The following is a 23,338-nucleotide window of genomic DNA, read 5'->3' as shown; positions in this document are numbered from 1 at the left end:
GTCAGACCTGCCGGACGGCGGGCAACGGACGGTCGCCATTGACGAACGCCATGTCGGCGGCCGTCAATGGAACGTCCCGCAACGAGCGCATGACGGGGAAGTTCTCGTTTTCGACTGCGGTCTGCACCAGTTCGATCCGCACGTCGAACCGATCGCGAAGGGCGGCGATGATCTCATCGGTCAGCACTTCCGGCGCCGACGCGCCGGCCGACATGCCGATGATCGAGCCCGGCGCGATCGTCTCGACGGGAACGTCCTTCTTACCCTGCACCAGCAGTGCGCGCTTCGCCCCGGCCCGTTCGGCGACTTCCACCAGACGGCGCGAATTCGAGGAATTCGGCGCCCCGACGATAAGGAATAGGTCGGCTCCGGCGGCGGACGCCTTCACCGCATCCTGTCGGTTGGTCGTGGCATAGCAGATCGATTCCGACGAAGGCGCCTGCATCTCGGGAAATTTGCTCTGCAAGGCTTCGATGATGCCGGCCGTATCCTCGACGGAAAGCGTCGTCTGTGTGACGAAGCCGAGCGCGGCGGGATCGGCGGGAGCGTAGGCCGCGACGTCCTCCTCGGTCTCGATCAGCGTCACCGCACCGTCGGGAAGCTGGCCCATCGTGCCGACGACCTCCGGGTGGCCGCGGTGACCGATCAGCAGCACCTGTCGTCCGAGCCGCATGTGGCGCATCGCCTGCTTGTGGACCTTGGAGACCAGCGGACAGGTGGCATCGAGATAGAGAAGTTCGCGGCGTTCGGCCTCGGCGGGCACCGACTTCGGAACCCCGTGCGCGGAGAAGACGACCGGCTGACCGTCGTCGGGAATGGCGTCGAGTTCCTTGACGAAGACGGCCCCCATCTGGCGCAGCCCGTCGACGACGTACTTGTTGTGAACGATCTCATGCCGAACGTAGACCGGCGCGCCGTAGCGCTTCAGTGCCAGGACGACGATCTGAATCGCCCGGTCGACACCGGCGCAGAAGCCGCGCGGCTCGCACAGGCGGATCGTGAGAGGCGGCTTGTCCTCGATCGCAGTCAACATCGTCTCCGGGTCTGTTCGGCGCGAATGAAGGGATCGGGCCCCGTCCTGTCAACCCTCGGACGCCACCCGGCCACGCCTCCGCAGGTGCAGGAGGAACATGCCGAGGATCACGGCCAGCGCTGCCGCCAGGCTGAACCAGGTGATGGCATATGCGAGGTGACTGTTCGGGATCTCGATCACGGTCGTCCCGCCGATCGGGGCATCCGGCGACACCTGGCCGGGCCCGGCATCGATCAGGAACGGCAGCAACCGGATCCCGGCCGGCAAGGAGAGCCCCTCGGCCATGTCCGGCACGCTGCGCCAGAAGAACGCGTTCTGGGCTGGGTCGTTGTCCGGCACGAACATGTTCGGCTTCTCGGTGGGCGCCGTCCGGGCGAGCCCGGTGATCGCCGTGTTGCCGGGCGCATTGCCCGCCGCCCGCGTCGCCGGATCCTTGCTCTCGTATGGTACGAACCCCCGGTTGACGAAGACCACGGCATTGTCCGCAAGCTGCATCGGGGTCAGCACATGCCATCCGGCCGCCCCTTCGCGGGTCGCGAGGAAGTATCGCTCCCCGTCATACAGGAAACGCCCCTTCGCCTCGACAGGGACGTAGTCGATGTCCTCGCCGCCCGCGGCCCGCCGGGCGACCTCGGCAACGTCGATCGGGGGGGCATGGATGCGGGCGTCGATCGTGGCGATCAGGCCCTCCTTCCATCGCAACCGCTCCACCTGCCACGCGCCCAGCGACACGAGGACACCGAGCGCGGCGAACCCGATGATCAGGATGGCCGCGATCCGCGCGCGCGTCAGCGGTCGACCTTCGTGCGCGTCGCTTTCCGCGGCTTGCGTCGTATCCATGGCTGGATCGTCCATTTCGATAGGCTGTCGTCTGAACGAAAAAAGCGGCCGGGTGACGGCCGCTTCTGTCGCTCGTGAAATGTCGGCGGCTCAGCCGTGGATCTCGGCGCCCCAGCCGCCCCAGACGTAGACGGCGAAGAAGAGGAAAAGCCACACGACGTCGACGAAGTGCCAGTACCAGGCCGCCGCCTCGAAGCCGAAATGCTTGGCCGGGGTGAAGTGGCCGCGAATGGCGCGAAGCAGGCAGACGGCGAGGAAGATCACGCCGACGAACACGTGGAAGCCGTGGAAGCCCGTCGCCATGAAGAACGTCGCGCCGTAGATCGACCCGGAGAAGGCGAACGGGGCGTGGGCATATTCATAGAACTGGACGTAGGAGAAGATCGCGCCGAGACCGACGGTCAGTGCGAGGCCGGTGATCAGCGACTTGCGGTCGTTCTCCAGCATCGCATGGTGGGCCCAGGTGGCGGTGGTGCCCGACAGGAGCAGCGTGATCGTGTTGAACAGCGGCAGGTGCAGCGGATCGATCACCTCGATCCCGACCGGCGGCCACTGTCCGCCCAGCGCCTGAACGCGGGCCGCCTGCACGGCCTCGTGCGGGAACAGGCTGGCGTCGAAGAAGGCCCAGAACCAGGCGACGAAGAACATCACCTCGGAGGCGATGAACATGATCATGCCGTAGCGAAGATGCATCGACACGACCGGCGTATGGTACCCCTCGTGGCTCTCCTTGATGGCGTCGGACCACCAGGCAAACATCGTATAAAGGACGATCGCGAGGCCGAACGCGAAGATCCACGGCGTCGCGAGGTTCATACCGAAGACGTTGAACGGCGTTGCCGCGACCCAGCGGAACAGGCCGACCGCGCCGAACAGCATGAAGAATGCGCCGACGGAGGCGACGAACGGCCACGGGCTGGGCTCGATGACGTGGTAGTCGTGATGCTTGATATGCGTGTCAGCCATGGTCCGTCCCGCTTGTCCCGCATGGCCCCGCCCATGGGCGGCCGATGCGGCTGGATGTCGAAGTCCTGTTGTCGCCGGCCTCGCCGTCCCCCGACGACGATGCCACGAAGTCTAAAGCCCCTGAGCCGCCCCCTCGTTCTTCGCAGAGGCAACCGGCGTCTTCGGGTCGGCCACCGGGAAGAACGTATAGGACAGGGTGATGGTTGGAACCTCCTTGAGGTCCGGATCGTCCTGGATGGCCGGATCGACGAAGAAGACGACCGGCATGTCGACCTCCTCGCCCGGCTTCAGCGTCTGTTCGGTGAAGCAGAAGCACTGTACCTTGTTGAAGTAGATGCCGGCCGTCAGCGGCGTGACGTTGAATGTCGCCTGCGCGGTGACCGGCGCGTCCGAGTTGTTGCGCACCCGGTACGCGGTCTGCCGCGTCTCGCCGAGGTTCAGCGTGATCTGCCGTTCGACCGGCTGGAACGACCAAGGCACATGGCCGGAGGCGTTGGCATCGAAGCGGACCGTGACAGGCCGTTCGACGACCGTGCTCGAGGCTGTTTCAGCGCGCTGCGTGGTGCCGCCGTAGCCGGTGACCTGGCAGAACAGCTTGTAGAGCGGGACGGACGCGTAGGCCGCCCCAACCATGCCGAAAACGAAGAGGCCGCAGCCGAGCGCGATGGTGCGTGCATGACGCGCGGCTTCGGCCGGCGTGCGTCGGGGTGTGGCGGTCATCCGAGCCCTCCTCCGATGCGAAACAGGCTGACGACGTAGAAGAGCACGACGAGCCCCGCCAACACCAGACCGATCGCGACGGACCGCCGACGACGCGCCCGCTGCTCGGCCGGGGTCAGTTGCACGAGTTCGTCCCTCGGCTCAGGCGACATGGGTCATCCAGCCGTGAACGAGGAAGCCCTCGACGAGAAGCCAGGCAAACAGGGCGAAGAGGTAGAAGATCGAGAAGGCGAACAGCTTCTTGGCCGGCGCCATCGTCGCGTCACCGTCTTCCATCCGCAGGACGTTGTAGGCGAGGCGCAGGAAGGTCAGCCCGAGAGCCGCGGCGATGAGCCCGTAGGCTAGGCTGGCGAAGCCCATGACGGCGGGCAGGACGCCGATCGGCGCCAGGATCAGCGAGTAGGCGAAGATATGGCGGCGGGTGGAGCGCTCGCCGGCGACATTCGGCAGCATCGGGATGCCGGCCGCGCCGTAATCCTTCATCTTGAAGAGAGCGAGCGCCCAGAAATGCGGTGGCGTCCACAGGAAGATGATGAGGAAGAGGACGAAGCCCTCCCAGGAGACGCCACCGGTCACGGCCGCCCAGGCGACCATCGGGGGGAACGAACCCGCCGCGCCGCCGATGACGATGTTCTGCGCCGTCGAGCGCTTCAGCCACATCGTGTAGACCACGGCGTAGAAGGCGATGGTGAAGGCGAGGAAGGCGGCGGCGAACCAGTTCGCGGCCAGCCCCAGCAGCATCACCGAAAAGATCGAGAGCGCCAGGCCGAAGGACAAGGCGTTCTCGGGCGCGATGCGACCCGACGGGATCGGGCGCCCGGCGGTGCGCGTCATGATGCGATCGATGTCTCGATCGTACCACATGTTGAGAGCGCCGGACGCGCCGGCGCCGAGCGCGATGGCGAGGAGCGAGACGAAGGCAAGCACGGGGTTCAGCGCGCCGGGCGCAGCGAGCAAGCCGGTCGCGGCGGTCAGCACCACGAGCGACATGACGCGCGGCTTCAGAAGGGCGAAGTAGTCGCCCGGCTCCGCCAGGCTGATGCCGGGACGAGCTTCGCTGACGGCGGGAAAATCGATGGCGCTCAACGTCATGCCTCTTGCAGTCCGCCCGGTCGATGCAGTGCCCGCACACGGGGCGCGGCGCCAAGCCGGGCGTTCAGACGGGTGATCCCGGCCGGAGCCGGGATCGATCTTCGAAGCCGCCGGTCAGCGGATGCGCGGCAGCTCTTCCCACTGGTGGAACGGCGGCGGCGACGACAGGTGCCATTCCAGAGTGGTGGCACCGACGCCCCAGGGGTTGGCGCCGGCCAGACGCTTACGGGCAAACGCCTCGTAGACGATGTAGAGGAACAGGATCACCGACAGGCCCGAGATGTAGGAGCCCATGGAGGAGACGAAGTTCCAACCGGCGAACGCGTCCGGGTAGTCGGCGTAGCGGCGCGGCATGCCCGCGGCGCCGAGGAAATGCTGCGGGAAGAACACGAGGTTCACGCCCACGAACATCACCCAGAAGTGCACCTTTCCGAGCGTCTCGTTGTACATGTAGCCGCTCATCTTCGGGAACCAGTAGTACCAGCCCGCGAAGATGGCGAAGACGGCGCCGAGCGACAGCACGTAGTGGAAGTGCGCGACGACGTAGTAGGTGTCGTGAAGGACGCGGTCCATGCCGGCATTGGCGAGCTTGACGCCCGTGACGCCACCGACCGTGAACAGGAAGATGAAGCCGATCGACCAAAGCATAGGCGTCGTGAAGCGGAGCGAGCCGCCCCACATCGTCGCGATCCACGAGAAGATCTTGATGCCGGTGGGCACCGCGATGACCATGGTCGCGAACACGAAGTAGCGCTGCGTGTTGAGCGAGATGCCCGAGGTGTACATGTGGTGCGCCCACACCACGAAGCCGACGACGCCGATGGCGACCATGGCGTAGGCCATGCCGAGGTAGCCGAACACCGGCTTCTTCGAGAAGGTCGAGATGATGTGCGACACGATGCCGAAGGCCGGCAGGATCATGATGTAGACTTCGGGGTGACCGAAGAACCAGAACAGGTGCTGGTAGAGGATCGGGTCACCGCCGCCTTCCGGCGCGAAGAAGGTCGTGCCGAAGTTGCGGTCGGTGAGCACCATGGTGATGGCGCCGGCGAGCACCGGCAGCGACAGGAGCAGCAGGAACGCGGTGACGAGCTGCGACCAGGCGAAAAGCGGCATCTTGTGCAGCGTCATGCCGGGCGCGCGCATGTTTAGGATGGTCGTGATCATGTTGATCGCGCCCAGGATCGACGAGGCGCCCGACAGGTGCAGCGCGAAGATCGCGAGATCGACGGCCGGGCCCGGATGGCCGGCGGTCGACAGCGGCGGATAGAGCGTCCAGCCCGTGCCCGCGCCGTTCGCGCCCGGCGCACCCTCGACGAACATCGAGAGGATGAGGAGCAGCAGCGACGGCGGCAGCAGCCAGAAGGCGATGTTGTTGACGCGCGGGAACGCCGTGTCCGGCGCGCCGATCATGATCGGCACGAAGTAGTTGCCGAAGCCGCCGATGAGGGCCGGCATCACCATGAAGAACACCATCACCAGGCCGTGGGCGGTGGTGAAGACGTTGAAGATCTGTGGGTTGCCGAAGATCTGGAGACCCGGCTCCTGCAGCTCGGCGCGGATCGCGACCGAAAGGCTGCCGCCGATCAGGCCCGCGACGATCGCGAAGATCAGGTAGAGGATGCCGATGTCTTTGTGGTTGGTCGAGTTGACCCAGCGCACCCACCCGGTCGGGTGATGGGGGTGCGCGTCGTGCGAAGCTGCATGAGCCATGGGGACGTTCCCTGGAGGAGGGTTCAGCGCTGCGCCACGACCGAGCTCGCGGAGGCGATCTCGGCGGTCAGCTGAGCGTTGGCGTTTTCGAGGTTCTCGCGGGCGGCCGCGAGCCAGGTGGCGAACTGCTCCTGGCTGACCACGCGCACGCCGATCGGCATGTTGTAATGGTCACGGCCGCAGAGCTCCGAGCACTGCCCGTAGAAGATGCCCTCGCGGTTCGCCTCGAACCAATATTCGTTGATGCGGCCGGGGACGGCGTCCACCTTCACGCCGAGCGACGGCATGGCGAAGGAATGGATGACGTCGCCGCCCGTCGTCAGGAGACGAACGACCGTGTCCACCGGCACGACCATCTCGTTGTCGACGGCCAGAAGACGCGGATAGGTGCTGCGGTCTTCCTTTCCGGCCGCGGCACGCGCGTCGTCGGGGATCGGATAGGACAGGAACGAGACCGGCTCGGCGACCGGCTCCGCCGGATTGGCGGGGGTTCCGGCAGCTGCCGAGCTCGCCGCGGCGACGGTCTGCGCCGGCTGGTATTCGTAGCCCCAGTACCACTGGTAGCCGGTCGCCTTGACCGTCAGCTCCGGCTCGCGCGGCGGGTTGTACTGCGCCGTCAGAAGCTGGAACGACGGAATGGCGAGGCACAGGAGGATCAACACCGGTGCCAGGGTCCAGATGATCTCGATCACCGTGTTGTGGCTGGTTCGCGAAGGAACCGGGTTGCGCTTCTCGCTGTAGCGGAAGGCCACCCACGCCAGGAGTGCCGCCACAAGGATGACGACCGGTACCAGGAACCAGAGCGTATACGCGCTGAACCAGTGGATCTGAGCCTCGATCGGCGACAGGGCCTCCTGGAGGTTCATCTGCCAGGGATGCGGCTGACCGGGTTGCGGCGCGCTGTCTTGCGCGAACGCCGCCATGGTCGAGCCGGCCAGCGCGGCGGCGGCTAGGGCTGGTCTCTTCACGAATGCTCTCCCTCGTGGCAGGCTTTACGTCCCACGGTCTGCGCTCTGGTTGCGGATCGGATCGGGGCTCTTGGGGCCGCAAAACTCGAATGCCGCTAATGTGCAGGTGCCTCCTGCGCTTCAACCATGAAACCGCCCATTTCGCAACAAGCGGCCGACACGAGTGCTTGCGACAAAGTGCGAATGTTGCAGCCCGTCCGCGCCGGCAGCGAGCGTTGCGCGAACCTGTCCGGGCAGGCTCGACGGCGCGGGGGCGCACGGGTAATTTCGCGCGCGAAACCCGAGCCTTGTCGCCGCCCGGTGCCTGGAAGGATACAATGAAGCTAGCACTCGCCACGGCCCTGGCCGCCCTCCCCTTCCTCTTGGCCGCTCCGGCGCAGGCGCAAACCGGCACGGTCAAGTCGCAGCACGGGGCCTGGGCTGTGGTCTGCGACCAGCCTGCGGGTGCGGCAGGAGAACAGTGCGCCCTGCTGCAGAACGTGGTGGCCGAGGATCGCCCCGAGGTCGGCCTGTCGGTTCTGGCTCTGAAGACGGCCGACGGCAAGGCGCGAATCCTGCGCGTGCTGGCGCCGCTCGGCATTCTCCTGCCCAACGGGCTGGGGCTCTATGTCGACGGCAAGGACATCGGTCGCGCCCAGTTCGTGCGCTGCTTCGAGGACGGCTGCTATGCCGAGGTGATCCTTGAGGATACCCTGCGCGACACACTGTCCACCGGCAAGTCTGCAACCTTCATCGTCTTCCAGACGCCGGAAGAGGGAATCGGCATTCCCGTTGACCTCGCCGGCTTTCGCGAAGGCTTCGACGCGCTCCCTTGAGCGCCGCGTGACAAGGCGCTGCCGCCTGCCTATCTGTGCCGGGCACAATGTAGGCCAGCGGAGCGTAAGATGGCTTCTTCCCTGATCGACCTCTTCGACCTGTCGCGCGCGGAGGTCGAGGGCGTCGTCGCACAGACGCTGCACGACGCCGACGACGGCGAACTCTTCATGGAATATCGCGAGCAGGAATCGCTTCTGTTCGACAACAGGCGACTGAAGACCGGTGACTTCTCGACCGAACAAGGGTTCGGCCTGCGCTGCGTCGCGGGCGAGGCGATCGGCTACGCGCATTCCGGCGACCTGTCTGCAAGCGCCCTGCGCCGCGCCGCGGCATCGGTCGGCGCGGTTCGGTCCGGCCATTCCGGCGTGGCCGCCGAAGGACCGGCGGGCACGAACCGCCGACTCTACGGCGACGAGAACCCGATCCCCGAACCCACGTTCGCCGAAAAGGTGAAGTTGCTCGGGGAGATCGACGCCTATCTTCGGAACGCGGATGAAGCGGTGCGGCAGGTCAGCGTGTCCCTCGCCTCGCAATGGCAGGTGGTGGAAATTTTGCGCGCGGACGGTCGCCTCGTGCGCGACGTGCGGCCCTTGGTTCGCCTCAATGTCTCGGTCGTGGCCGGGCGCGGCGAGCGCCAGGAGACCGGCTCAGGCGGCGCCGGCGGGCGTCACGACTTCCTTCGGCTGATGGAAGGCGGCAACTGGCGCTCGCTCGCCGACGAGGCCCTGCGCCAGGCGCGACTGAATCTCGAGGCCCTCCCCGCCCCTGCCGGAACCTTCGATACGGTGCTGGCCTCGGGCTGGCCGGGCGTCATGTTGCACGAAGCCGTCGGCCACGGCCTCGAGGGCGACTACAATCGCAAGAAGACCTCGGCCTTCTCAGGCCTCCTCGGCCAACAGGTCGCCGCGCGCGGCGTCACGGTGGTGGACGACGGCACGATCTCGGAGCGACGCGGCTCCCTATCGGTCGACGACGAGGGAACGCCGACGAACCGCACCGTCCTCATCGAGGACGGCAAGCTCGTGAACTACATGCAGGATCGCCAGAACGCACGCCTGATGGGCATGCAGCCCACCGGCAACGGGCGGCGACAGTCTTTCGCCCATGCGCCGATGCCGCGCATGACCAACACGATGATGCTGGACGGTCCGCACACGCCGGAGGAAATCCTCGCTTCCGTGAAGGATGGCATCTACGCCGTCTCCTTCAACGGCGGGCAGGTCGACATCACCTCCGGCAAGTTCGTCTTCAACTGCACGGAGGCCTACCGCATCCGGGAGGGGAAGGTCTGCGAGCCGCTGAAGGGCGTGATGCTCATCGGCAATGGACCGGACGCCATGCACCGCGTTTCGATGGTAGGCAACGACGCGGCTCTCGACCTCGGCATCGGCAACTGCGGCAAGGCCGGCCAATGGGTGCCGGTCGGCGTCGGCCAGCCCCATCTGCGGATGGATCAGATGACGGTGGGCGGCACGGAGGCGTGACGCCGCGCCCTCTCCATCAAGGATAAAGCCGCTCGATCGCCCATTCGCGGTCGCCTGCCGCCTTCACGAAGCGGAAGCGGTCGTGGAGGCGGAACTCGCCGTCCTGCCAGAACTCGATCTCGACCGGCATGATCCGGAAACCCGACCAGTGCGGCGGACGCGGAACGGCGTTTCCGTATTTCGCCTCGACCCCGGCGACCTGACCTTGCAGCACCTCGCGGCTGGCGAGCGGGCGGCTCTGCTGCGACGCCCACGCACCGACCTGGCTACCGTGCGGGCGGCCCTCGAAATAGGCGTCGGCTTCCGCCTCGGTCACCACCTCCACCGGCCCGCGGGCGCGAAACTGCCGCCGCCGGCTCTTCCAGTGCATGCAGAGCGCGGCCTTGCGCGCCCCGAGGATCTGCTCCCCTTTCCGGCTCTCGAAATTGGTGTAGAACACGAGTCCGCGCTCGTCGAAGGCCTTGAGGAGAACCATCCGAACATCCGGCAGCCCGTCTGAATCGACGCTGGCCAGAGCCATCGCCGTCGGGTCGTTGATCTCCGTCTCCTCCGCCTCGTGAAGCCAGACCCTCAAAGCCTCGTACGGGTCGAGGGGGAGTCCGCCTTCACCGAACATTAAGGTCGACTTGCTCATTCTTGAATCCAATTGTTCGAATGATGATCCACCGGTTCCTACGTCAGACGTGGCCGGTGGCAAAGGCCGAGTTTCGATGATGGAAGGAACGCGCCTCGTTCTCCTCTGCCTCATTGCCGCAGGCCTGTCCGGCTGCACCGTGATCAGCGGCAAGGGTCTGGAAGAAGCGGCAGTCGACAAGTCGCTGACGACCGCCTCGATCCCGCCGATCGACCCTGCCGTCGCCGCTGAAACGCTGTCCGACAGCCGCACCGTGCGCAACGCCGTGTCGGCCGCCAACATCGCGGCGGTCGACACGGCGCCGCTCGCCTGGTCGAACTCGGACACGGGCGCCAGCGGCACGATCACCGCCATCAAGGAGACGCGCGCGGGCGACGCGGTCTGCCGGCAGTTCACCACCTCGCGCCAGCGCTTCGACGGCGTCGCCCTCTACGCCGGCGAGGCCTGCACGACGGGCCAGGGGGAATGGACCCTGACACGGTTCTCGGAGGATCGCTAAGCGCCAAAGCCGGATACGAAGCCCTTCAATTTCGGGCGACGGCTCGCCATATACTGCCCCATCGCCCAAACGCTGGGCGATTCCCGATGATGCCCACGGGAGACTCATCCAAGACGATCAGGAACCCCACCCCGCATGCGCGACCCCTATACCGTTCTCGGCGTGGCCCGCTCCGCCAGCGAGGCGGAGATCAAGTCCGCCTTCCGTAAACTCGCCAAGAAGTATCACCCGGACGCCAACGGCGACGATGCGGGCGCGAGCGCCCGTTTCAACGAGGCCAATCAGGCGTACGAGATCCTGGGCGACAAGGAGAAGCGCGGGCAGTTCGATCGCGGCGAGATCGACGCGGACGGCAAGCCGAAATTCCAGGGATTTTCCGGCTTCGGAGGCGGCAGCGGTGCCGGCGGTTCCAGCCCGTTCGGCTCGGGCACGAGCAGCGGCGGATCGTTCGACTTCCGCAACGGAGCCGATTTCGCGGGTGCCGACAGCATCTTCGGCGACTTCTTCGATCAGACGTTCGGCGGCAAGCGCGGTGCCCGATCCGGCTTCAACGCCGCGCGCAATACGCCTGCCAAGGGCGAGGACATCAACGCGACCCTGAAGGTGCGCCTGGAAGACGTCGTCTCCGATGCCAAGGTCGAGGCCATCTTCCCCAACGGCAAGCGTCTGGCCATTCGCCTGCCGGAGGGCGTCGAGGACGGGCAGGTGATCCGGCTGCGGGGTCAGGGCCAGCCCGCGGTGTTCGCCGGCGGTCCGGCCGGCGACGCGCTGGTGACGATCTCCTTCGCAGACCATTCCCGATTCTCCGTATCGGGGCGCGATCTTCTTCTCGAACAGGACGTCGATCTGGAGACGGCGGTGCTCGGCGGACGCGTGACGATCGAGACGCTGGACGGACGCGTTGCGACGAAGATCCAGCCCTGGACGACATCGGGGCGCACGCTGCGCCTGCGCGGCAAGGGATTGACCCGCAAGGACGGCGGACGCGGCGACATTCTCGTGACGTTGTCGATCGCCCTCCCCGCCGAACCGATGCCGGAACTCGTCGCGATGTTCGAGAAGCGGCGGGACGGTCTGGGCGACGCCTGAACACAGCCAACCAACTGTTCCCACCGCTTGCTGGCCGCGGGTGGCTATGCCATACCGCCGCCCCAGCGGGAAAATGCAAAACGAAACGAAGGAGTTCAGGCCATGGTAGATTCGTTGGGCCTGATGAAGGGAAAGCGCGGCGTCATCCTGGGCGTCGCCAACAACCGCTCCATCGCCTTCGGAATCGCCAAGGCCCTGGCTGCCCAGGGCGCCGAAATCGCCTTCACGTATCAGGGCGACGCGCTGCGCAAGCGAGTCGAACCGCTGGCCGCCGAACTCGGCGCCTTCGTCTGCGGTCACTGCGACGTGGGTGATCCGGCCACGATCGACGCCTGCTTCAAGGCTCTCGAAGAGAAGTGGGGCAAGCTCGACTTCCTCGTCCATGCGATCGGCTTCTCCGACAAGGACGAACTGACCGGCCGTTACGTCGACACGACGGAAGGCAACTTCACCAAGACCATGAACATCTCGGTCTATTCCTTCACGGCAGTCGCGCAGCGCGCCGAGAAGCTGATGACCGATGGCGGGTCGATGCTGACCCTGACCTACTACGGCGCCGAAAAGGTAATGCCGAACTACAACGTCATGGGCGTCGCCAAGGCCGCGCTCGAGGCGAGCGTGAAGTATCTGGCGGTCGACCTCGGCCCGAAGAACATCCGCGTCAACGCGATCTCCGCCGGTCCGATCAAGACTCTGGCGGCGTCCGGAATCGGCGACTTCCGCTATATCCTCAAGTGGAACGAGTACAACGCGCCTCTCCGCCGGACGGTGACGATCGAGGAGGTCGGCGACGTCGGCCTGTACCTCCTGTCCGACCTGTCGCGCTCGGTCACCGGCGAAGTGCATCACGCCGATTCTGGCTACCACGTTGTCGGCATGAAGGCGGTGGACGCGCCCGACATCTCCGTCGTCAAGGACTGACGGGCCCCATCCGGTGACTAGCCTTCCCTTGATCTACCTCTGCCGTCACGGGCAGACGGACTGGAACGCGGCTGCACGCCTGCAGGGCCAGAGCGACATTCCGCTGAACCGGACCGGCGAGGCGCAGGCGCAGCGGAACGGGCGATACCTCGCCAACGTCCTCGGCGCCGAGGGGCAGACGTTCGCGTTCGTCTCCAGCCCGATGCTGCGGGCTGCGGCGACCATGCGATCGATTCGTCGTGAGATGGGACTCGACGCCGACGGCTTCCGCACGGACGAGCGTCTGAAAGAAATTCACTTCGGTGATTGGCAGGGATACACCGTCTCCGAGCTCGCCGACCGGTTTCCCGCCGAGTCCGCCCGGCGCGACGCCGACAAGTGGCATTTCCAGCCGCCGGGTGCGGGCGCCGAGACCTATGAGGGTCTCGCCGAGCGTGTCGCACCCGTGTTCCACGAACTCGACCGACCGACGATCGTGGTCGCCCATGGCGGCATCACGCGCGCGTTCCTGAACGTGTTCGCCGGCATGTCAGCGCAGGAAGCCTCGCACGCCGACATTCCGCAGGATCGCATCCTGCGCGCGGAAGGTGGCCGGATCGACTGGGTCTAAGCCGCCGCCTCGTAGACCACGACGACCTGCATGCCCGGCCGCACGGCCGTATAGTCGAAGGTCTCGGGCAGCTGGTAGGTCGCACCGTCCGAGAGTTCCAGCGAGGCGTCGTCGCGGTCGATCCGTTCGATCGTTCCGTCGACCTCGCGCGCTGCCGCCGGGTAGCTGGCGGAAACGCTCAGGAAGGAACAGGCGAAGAAGGCGACGACCCGTCTCGTCATCCGGTGGCTCCGGCTGGGGCACGGGGGTGAAGTTGGGCCCCGGCTCGATTCTGACCAAGGGGAGGTTCGGGGATGATTATGGTTTTTTCGGGCGCCCGGCGACTTGCCGCGCCGACGAATTCGCTGCATCAACCCCGCCCAGACGGCCGTCGCGCTACGGAGCGCGCGCCAACGGGATCGGCGGACCACTCATGTCGCATAACAGCTTCGGCCACCTCTTCCGCGTGACGACCTGGGGCGAGAGCCACGGCGCCGCCATCGGCTGCGTCGTGGACGGAACGCCGCCGGGCCTGCGCTTCTCGGAAGCGCAGATCCAGCGCTATCTCGACGAGCGCCGCCCCGGCCAGTCGCGCTACACGACGCAGCGGCAGGAGCCCGATCAGGTGCGCGTGCTTTCCGGCGTGATGCCCGGCGAGGCGGACGGCGAACTCTGGTCGACCGGTACGCCGATCGCCCTCCATATCGACAACGTCGACCAGCGCTCGAAGGACTATTCCGAGATCGCGCGGCGGTATCGCCCGGGTCACGCCGACATCTCCTACGACATGAAGTACGGCGTCCGCGACTATCGCGGCGGCGGGCGTTCGTCGGCCCGCGAGACGGCGACGCGTGTCGCCGCCGGCGCGATTGCCCGCCTGGTTGTGCCCGGCCTTGTCGTGCGCGGCGCGCTCGTCCAGATCGGCGATGTCGCGATCGACCGCTCGCGCTTCGACTGGGACGAAACGCGGCGCAACCCGTTCTTCTGTCCCGACGCGCAGACGGCCGAACGCTGGGCCGATCTTCTCGACAGCGTGCGCAAGCGCGGCTCGTCGATCGGGGCCGTGGTCGAGGTCGTCGCGGAAGGCGTGCCGGCCGGCCTGGGCGCCCCGCTCTACGGCAAGCTGGACGCCGACATCGCCGCGGGCCTCATGTCGATCAATGCGGTGAAGGGTGTCGAGATCGGCGACGGTTTCGCGTCGGCAGCCTTGTCGGGCGAAGACAATGCCGACGAAATCCGCATGGGCAACGACGGACGGCCGCAGTTCCTGTCGAACCACGCCGGCGGCATCCTCGGCGGCATCGCGACGGGCCAGCCCATCGTCGCGCGCTTCGCGGTGAAGCCGACATCCTCGATCCTCACCCCGCGACGCTCGGTCGACGCCGACGGGCAAGAGGTCGATGTGATGACGAAGGGCCGGCACGACCCGTGCGTCGGCATCCGCGCGGTGCCGATCGGCGAAGCCATGGTGGCCTGCGCGATCGCGGATCACTATCTGAGGCATCGGGCGCAGACCGGGCGATGAAACCGGTCTGGAGCGTTCGGATGCCCGTCCTTCCAATCGGAGACGTTTGCCGGTGATGACACGTCTCTACCACCATCCGATCTTCGCCGAACACCTCACCGGCCCCGGCCATCCCGAACGCCCCGAACGCATGGCGGCGGTCGCCGCCGCGCTGGAGGCGGAAGCCTTCCAGAACCTCGACCGGGTGCTCGCACCCGAAGGCTCGGTGGAGGCGGTCTATCGCTGCCATTCCGTCGATCATGTCCGCAAGATCGCGCGCGCGACCCCGGCCGAGGGGATGACGCGCATCGATGGCGACACCGTCGTCAGCCCGAAGAGCTTTTCCGCAGCGCTTCATGCCGTGGGGGCGGCCTGCGCCGCGGTGGACGACGTGGTCTCGGGCGAGGCGCGCAACGTCTTCGTCGCCGCCCGGCCGCCCGGCCACCATGCCGAGCGCGAGACGGCGATGGGCTTCTGCCTGTTCAACCAGGCCGCCATCGCCGCCCGCCACGCGCAGGCCGTCCACGGCCTGGAAAAGGTCGCGATCATCGACTGGGACGTGCATCATGGAAACGGGACGCAGGACATCTTCTGGTCCGACCCGTCTGTGATGTACGTCTCGACGCATCAGGCGCCGCTCTATCCCGGCACCGGTGCGGAAGCCGAGACGGGCGCCGGCAACATCGTCAACGTCCCCTTGAGCGAGGGCGACGGCACCGACGAGTTCCGGGCCGCCTTCGCCGAGCGCGTCCTTCCGGCGCTGATCCGCTTCCGGCCGGACCTCGTCATCATTTCCGCCGGATTCGACGCGCATCACCGCGATCCGCTCGCCGGTCTCAACCTCGTCGAGGCCGACTTCGACTGGGCGACGGGCAAGCTTCTCGAGATCGCGTCCCGCTTTTCCGGCAACCGTCTCGTGAGCGTGCTGGAGGGCGGCTACGACCTCGTCGGCCTGGAACGATCGGTCGCAGCCCACGTGCAGCGCCTGATGGTCGGCTGACCGCGAGCATCACAAAGGTTCACCATGTCCGACACGATCGCCCCCCTGCCCGCCGACGACAGCGACATCCGCCGCATGAGCTTCGAGGAAGCGCTGTCGGCTCTCGAGCGGATCGTCTCGGATCTCGAGCGCGGCGACGTGGCGCTGGAGCACTCGATCCGCATCTATGAGCGCGGCGAGAAGCTGAAGTCGCATTGCGACCGTCTGTTGTCCGCCGCTGAGGACAAGGTCGAGAAGATCAAGCTCTCGCGCGGCGGCAAGGCCGTCGACGTCGAGCCGCTCGATCCGGTTTGACCGCCTGGGCCGCTGGTGGACAACCAGGGTTGAAAGCAGTCTAACAAGCCCGACCTTCGGAGCGCGCGTTCGCGTCGGCCTTCGCATCAGGAGATGTCCTTGTCCCAGCGTCCGTCCACGCCGCTTCTCGATCGCATCGCCTCGCCCGCCGATCTTCGGGCCCTGCCCGAGACGTCGCTGCGGCAGGTGGCCGACGAGCTGCGCCTGGATCTGATCGATGCGGTGTCGCGCACCGGCGGGCACCTTGGAGCCGGCCTCGGCGTCGTGGAGCTCACCGTCGCGATCCATGCCGTGTTCGACACGCCCGCCGACCGGCTGATCTGGGACGTCGGCCATCAGGCCTATCCGCATAAGATCCTGACCGGCCGCCGCGAGGCGATGCGCACCGTTCGCCAGGAGGGCGGCGTCTCCGGCTTCGCCAAGCGGACGGAGAGCGAGTACGACCCCTTCGGCGCCGGCCACTCTTCGACCTCGATCTCCGCCGGCCTCGGCATGGCGGTCGCCGCCGAGATGGACGGTCGCCGCAACAACGTGATCGCCGTGATCGGCGACGGCGCGATGACGGCGGGCATGGCCTACGAGGCGATGAACAACGCCGGTTCGCTCGACGCCCGGCTGATCGTGATCCTCAACGACAACGACATGTCGATCGCGCCGCCGACAGGCGCGCTGAGCGCCTATCTGGCGCGTCTGGTATCCGGCAAGACGTACCGCACGCTGCGCAACCGCGCGAAGACCGTGACGAGCCATCTGCCCGAGTTTGTGCGCGAGGGTGCGCGCAAGACCGAGGAATACACGCGCGGCTTCCTGACCGGCGGCACGATGTTCGAGGAGCTCGGCTTCTACTACGTCGGACCGATCGACGGGCACGACCTCGACCATCTCCTGCCCGTTCTTAAGAACGTGCGCGACAACGGCGACGGTCCGGTGCTGATCCACGTCGTCACCCGCAAGGGCAAGGGTTATGCCCCGGCCGAGGCCAGCGCCGACAAGTATCACGGCGTGTCGAAGTTCGACGTGATCACCGGGGCGCAGTCGAAGCCGAAGTCGAACGCGCCGAGCTACACGAAGGTCTTCGCCGAGACGCTGATCCAGGAAGCGCGCGAGGACGAGAAGATCGTCGCGATCAACGCGGCGATGCCGGACGGCACCGGCCTCGACTTCTTCGGACAGGCTTTCCCGAAGCGGACGTTCGACGTCGGTATCGCCGAGCAGCATGCGGTGACCTTCGCGGCGGGGCTCGCCACCGAGGGATACAAGCCCTTCGTTGCGATCTACTCGACCTTTCTGCAGCGGGCCTACGACCAGATCGTGCATGACGTCGCGATCCAGCACCTTCCCGTGCGGTTCGCGATCGACCGCGCCGGTTTCGTCGGCGCCGACGGGCCGACCCATGCCGGCTCCTTCGATACCGGGTTCCTGTGCCCGCTTCCCGGCATGGTGGTGATGGCGGCGGCCGACGAAGCGGAGCTGCGCCACATGGTCCGTACAGCCGTGGAGCACGAGGACGGTCCGATCTCGTTCCGCTACCCGCGCGGCAACGGCACGGGCGTCGAGATGCCCGAGCGCGGGCGCGCGCTGGAGATCGGCCGCGGCCGGATCGTCCGCGAGGGCTCGAAGGTCGCCATCCTGTCCTTCGGCTCGCGTCTCGCCCAAGCGGTTGCCGCGGCCGAGGAACTCGAAGGCTTCGGCCTGTCGACGACGGTTGCCGATGCGCGCTTCGCCAAGCCGCTCGACACGGACCTGATCCGGCGCCTCGCCGCAAACCACGAGGTGCTGATCCTCATCGAGGAAGGCGCCTCTGGCGGCTTCGCCGCGCAGGTTCTGGAGCATATGGCGCGCCACGGCCTCATGGATCGCGGCATCAAGATCCGGCCGATGACGATGCCCGACCGCTTCGTCGACCATGCCGCGCCCGAGGCGATGATCAAGGTCTCCGGCCTCGACCGCGCCGCGATCGTCGAGACCGTGTTCCGCGCGTTCGGCGACACGGCGCAGCGCGTCATGCGCGCCTGAGACGGGTCGGAATGAACGCACAGCGCATCCGCCTGGACCAGCTCGTCGCCGAGCGTCGCCTTCTCGATTCGCGCGCGCGGGCGCGCGATGCGATCCTGCGCGGCCGTGTCCGCGTCGAGGGCGTCGTGGTCTCGAAGCCCGGCCAGACAGTCGACGAAAACGCGCAGGTCGAACTCGACGACCCGGCCGCGGCCTACGTGTCGCGCGCGGCGCTGAAGCTCCTCGCCGGCCTCGACGCCTTCGACATTCGTCCGGACAGGCTCGACGCGCTCGATGTCGGCGCCTCGACCGGCGGTTTCACGCAGGTTCTCCTGGAGCGAGGCGCCGCGCATGTGATCGCCGTTGACGTCGGCCACGGGCAGTTGCACACGACATTGCGCGAGGATGCGCGTGTCACCTGCCTCGAAGCGCTGAACGCGCGCGATCTATCAGCCGAGCATCTCGGCGGTCGCCGGATCGGTCTCGTCGTGTCCGACGTGAGCTTCATCTCGCTGCGGCTGGCGCTCCCGCCGGCCCTCGCGCTCGCAGAAAGCGGCGCGAAGGCTGTGCTTCTCGTCAAGCCGCAGTTCGAGGCCGGGCGCGAGGCGATCGGCAAGGGCGGCCTGTTGCGGGACCCGACCACGGCGCCCTCGATCGCGGCCGAGCTGGCGGACTGGCTGAACGAGCAGCCCAATTGGCGGTCGCTCGGGATCGAGCCGTCGCCGATCACGGGCGGCGACGGCAACACGGAATTTCTGTTGGGTGGAGTGAAGGCGTGAGCGAGCAGGTTGCGATCGATGCGCTGGGTACGCGCGGCGACGGCATCGCGCGCCAGCCGACCATGGTCTTCGTGCCGTTCGCGCTGCCGGGCGAGCGCGTGACGATCGAGCGCCAAGGGGGCCGGGGCCAGCTTCTGTCGGTCGACGCGCCCTCGCCCGACCGGCGCGAGGCGCCCTGCCCGCATTTCGGCCGCTGCGGGGGCTGCGACCTGCAGCATCTCAGCGACGACCTCTATGCGACCTTCAAGCGCGATCTCGTGGTCGACGCCCTGTCGCGCGAGGGCTTGTCGCCGGACATCGCGCCGCTCGTGCCCTGCGCCCCCGCCTCGCGCCGCCGAGCCGTCTTCACGGCCGTGCGCGCCGGTCCGAAGGTTCTCTTCGGCTTCCACGAGGCGCTCAGCCACCGCATCGCGCCGATCGAGACCTGCCTTGTCGTGGTGCCGGAGATCGTCGCGCGGCTGAAACGCTTCGAACGGCTGGCGACGCTCCTGATCGACCGCAAGCGCGAGCTGCGGATGACAGTCACGCGCACCACCACCGGGCTCGACGTCGCCATCGAGCAGACCGCCAAGCTCACCGGCGACCTGCGACAGGCCACGATCGCCTGGGGTGCGGAGGATGGCGCGGTCGCACGCCTCTCCGTCGACGGCGAGACGCTGATCGAGAATCGCGTACCGGTGATCGACGTGGCCGGCATCGCCGTCCCCTTCCCGCCCGGCGCGTTTCTGCAGGCGGTCGGCCGGGCCGAGGAGCACATGGCCGACATCGCGCTGGCGCATCTCGCGCCGTCGAAGTCGGTCGCCGATCTCTTCTCTGGCTTCGGCGCGTTCTCGCTGCGGCTTGCCCGGCGGCACGCGGTGCACGCGGCCGAATTCGACGCCCCGGCGCTGGCCGCGCTGGAAAAGGCCAAACGCGGCGCCACCGGACTGAAGCCGATCGCCATCGAGCGGCGCGATCTCTATCGCCGTCCGCTGACGTTGAAGGAACTCTCGAAGTTCGACGGCGTCCTGTTCGACCCACCGCGCGCCGGCGCGGAAGCGCAGTCTCGCGAACTGGCGGCCTCCAGCGTCAAGCGGATCGCCGCCGTGTCCTGCAATCCGGTGACGCTGGCGCGCGATGCCGCGATCCTGGTCGGCGGCGGCTACAGGCTGCTGTCCGTCACGCCGATCGACCAGTTCCTCTGGTCGCACCACGTCGAGGCGGTCGCTCTCTTCGAGCGTTGAGGGTGCGATGCTGGACTGGATCACCGGCTTTCTGCAGGACTATGGCTACGGCATCCTGTTCCTGTCGATCTTCCTCGAATCCACAGGACTGCCATTTCCCGGCGAGAGCATCCTGATCGCGGCCGGCATCATGGCTGGGCACGGTCAGTTGAACGTCTGGGGCGTGTTCGTCTCCGCCTGGCTCGGCGGCACGCTCGGCGACAATCTCGGCTACTGGCTCGGCCATCGCTACGGCAGCCAGCTCGTCGCGCTGCATGGCCATCGCATCGGGCTGACCCCGGAAAAGTATCGCTATGTCGAGGAACGGTTCCGCACGGTCGGGCCGCCGATCGTCCTGATCGCGCGATTTATCCTGATCCTCCGCCAGGTCTGCGGCTTCGCGGCCGGGACGCTGCACTTCCCCTGGTGGTCCTTCCTTTTCTACAACGCGCTCGGCGCCGCGCTCTGGTCGGGCGCCTACGGCTTCGGGGCGTATATCCTCGGAGACCGCATCGACACCTATCTCCACGGCAGCCCCTGGGCCTACGCGGCGATCGCGGTCGTGTTCCTGATCCTCAGCGGCGGGACCGTGCTGCAGTTCCGCCGCAAGCTGAAGGCCCAGCGCGAGAAGTCGTCCTAACCGCGCGTCAGGAAGGCGGCGAAGGCCGCCTGCGCCTCCGGGGAACGAAGACGCTCCTGGAAATGGTCCGCCTCCAAGGCGATGCGCTCGCGCACGGCGTCCGGCGTCGCCCGCAGGAGATCGCGGCCGATCCGCACCGCCTCGCGCGGTTTTGCCGCCAGGCGGCGCGCTGCCGCTTCGCCGTCGGCTTCCGCGTCGGCCACGATCGAAAGGACGAGACCGGCCTCGCGCGCCTTCTCCGCATCCCAGGTCTCGCCCATCACCAGAAGGGCGAAGGCGCGCTGGTGCCCCATCGCCGAGGGTCCGAGGAGACTCGAGGCTGCCTCCGGCACGATGCCGAGATCGGAGAACGGGGTGCGAAAAAGCGAACGCGGCGTGGCGTAGACGAGATCGCAGTGGAGAAGCAGCGTCGTGCCGATCCCGATCGCCAGCCCATCCACCGCCGCGATCATCGGCTTTCCCATACCGGCCAGCGTGTGGAGGAAATCCATCAGCTCGCCCATCGGGCGGTCGGAGCCGGCAAAGGCGACGAAGTCGGCGATGTCGTTGCCGGCGGAGAACGCGCCCGGAGACCCGCAGAAGAGGATGCAGCCGACGGACGGGTCGGCATCGGCGCGCGTCAGCGCCTCATCCAGCGCGCGGTACATCGCGCGGTCGAGGGCATTCTTCTTTTCGGCGCGGTCGACGCGGATGCGGCAGACGCCGTCGCGGGTCTCGACGCGGATGTGCTGGCTCATGTCGGTCCTCAGTTCAGGGCTGCGGTGGCGGCGCGCAGGCTTTCGCCCCCGTCCATCACCTCGGCCGACAGGGCGTGGACGTCGGGCAGCAGCGTCTCGGACATGAAGCGGGCCAATGCCGCGCGCGACGGCGTGTCGGCGTCCGCCAGCGCGCCCTTGGCGAGATAGCAGTTGCCGGCCGTCAGCGAGAACAGACGCTGGTAGGCGGTGGCGCCGGCCAGCGCCGCGCCGGTTTCGCCCTGCGCCATCCACTCAAGCAGGCGCTCGGTCGTCTCGCGCAGCGCGGCGATGGCGGCGCGCAGACGCTCCGCCGACCGACCGAAGTCGGGCCGGTTGCTTTGCTCGACGCTCGTCACGATCTCCTCGAGTTCCGCGATGTAGGTGCGCACGGTCTCGCCGCCGGACAGCGGCAGCTTGCGCGTCACGAGGTCGATCGCCTGGATACCGTTGGTGCCCTCGTAGATCGGCGCGATGCGCGCGTCGCGCAGGAGGCGCGCGGCGCCCGTCTCCTCCACGAAGCCCATGCCGCCATGCACCTGGATGCCGAGCGAAGCGACCTCGACGCCGACATCGGTGGGGAAGCTCTTTGCCATCGGCGTCAGAAGGCTCGCCCGCTCCGCCCAGAAGCGCTTGTCGTCGCCGTCCTGCCGCGACCGGTCGATCGCGTGACCGCAGGAGTAGGCGATCGCCCGCGCCGAGCCGACGAGCGCCTTCATCGTGAGAAGCATGCGCACGACGTCGGCATGCTCGACGATCGGCGCCATGTCCGTCGCGCCGGGAACCGCCGAGCGGCCCTGTCGGCGCTCGCGGGCGAAGTCCAGCGCCTTCTGGAAGGCGGCCTGGGCGACGCCGAGCCCTTGGATCCCGACATATAGGCGCGCCGAGTTCATCATCGTGAACATGCAGGCGAGACCCTTGTTCTCGTCGCCGACGAGCCAGCCGACAGCACCCGCCTCCCCCGTCTCCCCGATGCCGTCGCCGTAGACCATGGTGCAGGTCGGCGAGGCGTGGATGCCGAGCTTGTGCTCGATCGACTGGCACAACACGTCGTTGCGGGCCCCGAGCGAGCCGTTAGGGTTGACGAGGCGCTTGGGCACCAGGAACAGCGAGATGCCCTTCACCCCCGCCGGGGCGTCGGGCAGCCGCGCGAGGACGAGGTGCACGATGTTGTCGGTCAGGTCGTGCTCGCCGAAGGTGATGAAGATCTTCGAGCCGAAGATGCGATAGGTGCCGTCGTCCCGCCGCTCGGCTCGTGTGCGCAGCGCCGAAAGGTCCGAGCCGGCCTGCGGCTCGGTGAGGTTCATCGTGCCCATCCATTCGCCGGACACGAGCTTGTCGAGGTAGATCGCGCGGAGCGCGTCCGTCCCGTGCGCCTCGAGCGCGTCAACCGCACCGAGCGTCAGGGTCGGCCCGATGCCGAAGGCCATCGACGCGCCGTTCCACATCTCGTAGATCGCGGCCGACAGCGAGGTCGGCAGGCCCTGCCCGCCATGGTCCACCGGCCCGGTCAGTCCGTTCCAGCCGCCGTCGATCCAGCGATGGTAGAGGTCGCGCCAGCCGGGCGGCATGGTCACCGTACCGTCGCGCCAGACGGCGCCGGTCTTGTCACCGCCTGCGGCCAACGGGGCGATCTCGCTATCGGCAAACCGCCCGGCTTCGTCCAGGATCGCATCAAGGAGATCGGGCGTCAGGTCGCCCGTCGCGCCTCGCGCCATCGCCTCCTCGAGCCCCGCGACATGCCGAAGCGTGAAGCCGATCTCGCCCACCGGTGCCCGATACATCCGTCTTCCTCCCGAACGTCATAGCTTGGCCTATGGCTATCG

The 23,338-nt window shown here is 67.4% G+C and carries 25 protein-coding genes; 13 read left to right on the top strand and 12 right to left on the bottom strand.

Annotated elements, in window-relative coordinates; all coding sequences use genetic code 11:
* Position 1 precedes the first annotated feature (1 nt).
* The 8 genes from ispH to coxB all read right to left on the bottom strand — a co-directional run bounded on the left by ispH (position 2) and on the right by coxB (position 7,287).
* Positions 2 to 1,033, bottom strand: coding sequence for a 4-hydroxy-3-methylbut-2-enyl diphosphate reductase (gene ispH / locus ASF65_RS01120; RefSeq protein ID WP_055883895.1), 1,032 nt, complete (start codon positions 1,031 to 1,033; stop codon positions 2 to 4).
* A gap of 48 nt (positions 1,034 to 1,081) precedes the next feature.
* Positions 1,082 to 1,873: an SURF1 family protein gene (locus tag ASF65_RS01115; RefSeq protein ID WP_055883892.1), complete on the bottom strand. Its 792-nt coding sequence runs from the start codon at positions 1,871 to 1,873 to the stop codon at positions 1,082 to 1,084.
* 90 nt (positions 1,874 to 1,963) lie between these two features.
* Complete coding sequence (locus tag ASF65_RS01110) at positions 1,964 to 2,839, bottom strand: cytochrome c oxidase subunit 3 (RefSeq protein WP_055883890.1); 876 nt, start codon at positions 2,837 to 2,839, stop codon at positions 1,964 to 1,966.
* Between the two features lie 111 nt (positions 2,840 to 2,950).
* Positions 2,951 to 3,559, bottom strand: coding sequence for a cytochrome c oxidase assembly protein (locus ASF65_RS01105; RefSeq protein ID WP_055883888.1), 609 nt, complete (start codon positions 3,557 to 3,559; stop codon positions 2,951 to 2,953).
* Positions 3,556 to 3,711 carry a hypothetical protein gene (locus tag ASF65_RS21745; RefSeq protein WP_055883881.1) on the bottom strand — a complete coding sequence of 52 codons (156 nt, stop codon included), beginning with the start codon at positions 3,709 to 3,711 and terminating at the stop codon, positions 3,556 to 3,558. Before ASF65_RS21745 ends, ASF65_RS01105 begins: the two co-directional genes overlap by 4 nt.
* Positions 3,701 to 4,636 (bottom strand): heme o synthase, encoded by a 936-nt coding sequence (locus ASF65_RS01095; RefSeq protein ID WP_244486540.1) that lies wholly within the window; start codon positions 4,634 to 4,636, stop codon positions 3,701 to 3,703. The genes ASF65_RS21745 and ASF65_RS01095 overlap by 11 nt, the downstream gene beginning before the upstream one ends.
* Before the next feature lie 129 nt (positions 4,637 to 4,765).
* Positions 4,766 to 6,364 (bottom strand): cytochrome c oxidase subunit I, encoded by a 1,599-nt coding sequence (ctaD, locus tag ASF65_RS01090; RefSeq protein WP_055883876.1) that lies wholly within the window; start codon positions 6,362 to 6,364, stop codon positions 4,766 to 4,768.
* Positions 6,365 to 6,387: 23 nt separating this feature from the next.
* Entirely contained in the window at positions 6,388 to 7,287 is a 900-nt protein-coding gene (coxB, locus tag ASF65_RS01085; protein ID WP_082505083.1) for a cytochrome c oxidase subunit II, read from the bottom strand.
* 362 nt (positions 7,288 to 7,649) lie between these two features.
* On the opposite strand from coxB, the gene ASF65_RS01080 reads away from it, so the two are divergent.
* Together ASF65_RS01080 and ASF65_RS01075 are read left to right on the top strand one after the other, a co-directional pair.
* The gene (locus ASF65_RS01080) at positions 7,650 to 8,147 is read left to right on the top strand and encodes an invasion associated locus B family protein (protein WP_055883868.1); all 498 of its coding nucleotides are present in this window, start codon (positions 7,650 to 7,652) and stop codon (positions 8,145 to 8,147) included.
* 69 nt (positions 8,148 to 8,216) lie between these two features.
* Positions 8,217 to 9,632 carry a metallopeptidase TldD-related protein gene (locus tag ASF65_RS01075; protein ID WP_055883865.1) on the top strand — a complete coding sequence of 472 codons (1,416 nt, stop codon included), beginning with the start codon at positions 8,217 to 8,219 and terminating at the stop codon, positions 9,630 to 9,632.
* A 16-nt stretch (positions 9,633 to 9,648) separates the two neighbouring features.
* On the opposite strand, the gene pdxH is transcribed toward ASF65_RS01075, so the two are convergent.
* Positions 9,649 to 10,266, bottom strand: a complete 618-nt coding sequence (gene pdxH, locus ASF65_RS01070; RefSeq protein WP_055883863.1) for a pyridoxamine 5'-phosphate oxidase — start codon at positions 10,264 to 10,266, stop codon at positions 9,649 to 9,651.
* Between the two features lie 76 nt (positions 10,267 to 10,342).
* Here pdxH and ASF65_RS01065 point away from each other — a divergent pair, with 76 nt between their 5' ends.
* The 4 genes from ASF65_RS01065 to ASF65_RS01050 all read left to right on the top strand — a co-directional run bounded on the left by ASF65_RS01065 (position 10,343) and on the right by ASF65_RS01050 (position 13,385).
* Positions 10,343 to 10,765 (top strand): RT0821/Lpp0805 family surface protein, encoded by a 423-nt coding sequence (locus ASF65_RS01065; RefSeq protein WP_082505082.1) that lies wholly within the window; start codon positions 10,343 to 10,345, stop codon positions 10,763 to 10,765.
* A 135-nt stretch (positions 10,766 to 10,900) separates the two neighbouring features.
* Entirely contained in the window at positions 10,901 to 11,854 is a 954-nt protein-coding gene (locus ASF65_RS01060) for a J domain-containing protein (protein WP_055883857.1), read from the top strand.
* Between the two features lie 102 nt (positions 11,855 to 11,956).
* Positions 11,957 to 12,775 (top strand): enoyl-ACP reductase FabI, encoded by an 819-nt coding sequence (gene fabI / locus ASF65_RS01055; RefSeq protein WP_055883855.1) that lies wholly within the window; start codon positions 11,957 to 11,959, stop codon positions 12,773 to 12,775.
* A 13-nt stretch (positions 12,776 to 12,788) separates the two neighbouring features.
* Positions 12,789 to 13,385 (top strand): histidine phosphatase family protein, encoded by a 597-nt coding sequence (locus ASF65_RS01050; protein WP_055883851.1) that lies wholly within the window; start codon positions 12,789 to 12,791, stop codon positions 13,383 to 13,385.
* Here the strand turns inward: ASF65_RS01050 and ASF65_RS01045 are convergent.
* Entirely contained in the window at positions 13,382 to 13,606 is a 225-nt protein-coding gene (locus ASF65_RS01045; RefSeq protein WP_055883849.1) for a DUF1344 domain-containing protein, read from the bottom strand. The two genes, ASF65_RS01050 and ASF65_RS01045, sit on opposite strands and share 4 nt — an antisense overlap.
* Positions 13,607 to 13,797: 191 nt before the next feature.
* Between ASF65_RS01045 and aroC the strand changes: the two genes are divergently transcribed.
* The 7 genes from aroC (at position 13,798) to ASF65_RS01010 (ending at position 20,778) form a co-directional block, all read left to right on the top strand.
* A complete protein-coding gene (gene aroC / locus ASF65_RS01040) occupies positions 13,798 to 14,889 on the top strand; it encodes a chorismate synthase (protein WP_055883847.1) in 1,092 nt (363 codons plus the stop codon).
* A 52-nt stretch (positions 14,890 to 14,941) separates the two neighbouring features.
* Positions 14,942 to 15,868 (top strand): histone deacetylase family protein, encoded by a 927-nt coding sequence (locus tag ASF65_RS01035; RefSeq protein ID WP_055884963.1) that lies wholly within the window; start codon positions 14,942 to 14,944, stop codon positions 15,866 to 15,868.
* 24 nt (positions 15,869 to 15,892) lie between these two features.
* Positions 15,893 to 16,162 carry an exodeoxyribonuclease VII small subunit gene (locus tag ASF65_RS01030; protein WP_055883845.1) on the top strand — a complete coding sequence of 90 codons (270 nt, stop codon included), beginning with the start codon at positions 15,893 to 15,895 and terminating at the stop codon, positions 16,160 to 16,162.
* A gap of 99 nt (positions 16,163 to 16,261) precedes the next feature.
* Positions 16,262 to 18,178 carry a 1-deoxy-D-xylulose-5-phosphate synthase gene (gene dxs, locus ASF65_RS01025; protein WP_244486521.1) on the top strand — a complete coding sequence of 639 codons (1,917 nt, stop codon included), beginning with the start codon at positions 16,262 to 16,264 and terminating at the stop codon, positions 18,176 to 18,178.
* A gap of 11 nt (positions 18,179 to 18,189) precedes the next feature.
* Positions 18,190 to 18,936, top strand: coding sequence for a TlyA family RNA methyltransferase (locus tag ASF65_RS01020; RefSeq protein ID WP_055883840.1), 747 nt, complete (start codon positions 18,190 to 18,192; stop codon positions 18,934 to 18,936).
* Positions 18,933 to 20,159 carry a class I SAM-dependent RNA methyltransferase gene (locus tag ASF65_RS01015; RefSeq protein WP_055883837.1) on the top strand — a complete coding sequence of 409 codons (1,227 nt, stop codon included), beginning with the start codon at positions 18,933 to 18,935 and terminating at the stop codon, positions 20,157 to 20,159. Before ASF65_RS01020 ends, ASF65_RS01015 begins: the two co-directional genes overlap by 4 nt.
* Before the next feature lie 7 nt (positions 20,160 to 20,166).
* On the top strand, positions 20,167 to 20,778 hold the full coding sequence (locus ASF65_RS01010) for a DedA family protein (RefSeq protein WP_055883834.1): 612 nt from the start codon (positions 20,167 to 20,169) through the stop codon (positions 20,776 to 20,778).
* Here ASF65_RS01010 and ASF65_RS01005 read toward each other — a convergent pair.
* Both ASF65_RS01005 and ASF65_RS01000 read right to left on the bottom strand, forming a co-directional pair.
* Positions 20,775 to 21,515 (bottom strand): crotonase/enoyl-CoA hydratase family protein, encoded by a 741-nt coding sequence (locus ASF65_RS01005; protein ID WP_055883830.1) that lies wholly within the window; start codon positions 21,513 to 21,515, stop codon positions 20,775 to 20,777. The two genes, ASF65_RS01010 and ASF65_RS01005, sit on opposite strands and share 4 nt — an antisense overlap.
* A gap of 8 nt (positions 21,516 to 21,523) precedes the next feature.
* Positions 21,524 to 23,296 (bottom strand): acyl-CoA dehydrogenase, encoded by a 1,773-nt coding sequence (locus ASF65_RS01000; protein WP_055883827.1) that lies wholly within the window; start codon positions 23,294 to 23,296, stop codon positions 21,524 to 21,526.
* Positions 23,297 to 23,338: the final 42 nt, after the last annotated feature.

Source organism: Aureimonas sp. Leaf324, from assembly GCF_001423245.1.
GTDB lineage: Bacteria > Pseudomonadota > Alphaproteobacteria > Rhizobiales > Rhizobiaceae > Aureimonas.
Note: the sequence above shows the minus strand (reverse complement) of the source record. Positions and strands in the feature narration are given on the sequence as shown.

Coding starts and splice junctions, on each gene's coding strand:
- ispH (WP_055883895.1), bottom strand. CDS start 1,033: ATGTTGACTGCGATCGAGGACAAGCCGCCTCTCACGATCCGCCTGTGC.
- ASF65_RS01115 (WP_055883892.1), bottom strand. CDS start 1,873: ATGGATACGACGCAAGCCGCGGAAAGCGACGCGCACGAAGGTCGACCG.
- ASF65_RS01110 (WP_055883890.1), bottom strand. CDS start 2,839: ATGGCTGACACGCATATCAAGCATCACGACTACCACGTCATCGAGCCC.
- ASF65_RS01105 (WP_055883888.1), bottom strand. CDS start 3,559: ATGACCGCCACACCCCGACGCACGCCGGCCGAAGCCGCGCGTCATGCA.
- ASF65_RS21745 (WP_055883881.1), bottom strand. CDS start 3,711: ATGTCGCCTGAGCCGAGGGACGAACTCGTGCAACTGACCCCGGCCGAG.
- ctaD (WP_055883876.1), bottom strand. CDS start 6,364: ATGGCTCATGCAGCTTCGCACGACGCGCACCCCCATCACCCGACCGGG.
- coxB (WP_082505083.1), bottom strand. CDS start 7,287: ATGGCGGCGTTCGCGCAAGACAGCGCGCCGCAACCCGGTCAGCCGCAT.
- ASF65_RS01080 (WP_055883868.1), top strand. CDS start 7,650: ATGAAGCTAGCACTCGCCACGGCCCTGGCCGCCCTCCCCTTCCTCTTG.
- ASF65_RS01075 (WP_055883865.1), top strand. CDS start 8,217: ATGGCTTCTTCCCTGATCGACCTCTTCGACCTGTCGCGCGCGGAGGTC.
- pdxH (WP_055883863.1), bottom strand. CDS start 10,266: ATGAGCAAGTCGACCTTAATGTTCGGTGAAGGCGGACTCCCCCTCGAC.
- ASF65_RS01065 (WP_082505082.1), top strand. CDS start 10,343: ATGATGGAAGGAACGCGCCTCGTTCTCCTCTGCCTCATTGCCGCAGGC.
- ASF65_RS01060 (WP_055883857.1), top strand. CDS start 10,901: ATGCGCGACCCCTATACCGTTCTCGGCGTGGCCCGCTCCGCCAGCGAG.
- fabI (WP_055883855.1), top strand. CDS start 11,957: ATGGTAGATTCGTTGGGCCTGATGAAGGGAAAGCGCGGCGTCATCCTG.
- ASF65_RS01045 (WP_055883849.1), bottom strand. CDS start 13,606: ATGACGAGACGGGTCGTCGCCTTCTTCGCCTGTTCCTTCCTGAGCGTT.
- aroC (WP_055883847.1), top strand. CDS start 13,798: ATGTCGCATAACAGCTTCGGCCACCTCTTCCGCGTGACGACCTGGGGC.
- ASF65_RS01030 (WP_055883845.1), top strand. CDS start 15,893: ATGTCCGACACGATCGCCCCCCTGCCCGCCGACGACAGCGACATCCGC.
- ASF65_RS01020 (WP_055883840.1), top strand. CDS start 18,190: ATGAACGCACAGCGCATCCGCCTGGACCAGCTCGTCGCCGAGCGTCGC.
- ASF65_RS01010 (WP_055883834.1), top strand. CDS start 20,167: ATGCTGGACTGGATCACCGGCTTTCTGCAGGACTATGGCTACGGCATC.
- ASF65_RS01005 (WP_055883830.1), bottom strand. CDS start 21,515: ATGAGCCAGCACATCCGCGTCGAGACCCGCGACGGCGTCTGCCGCATC.
- ASF65_RS01000 (WP_055883827.1), bottom strand. CDS start 23,296: ATGTATCGGGCACCGGTGGGCGAGATCGGCTTCACGCTTCGGCATGTC.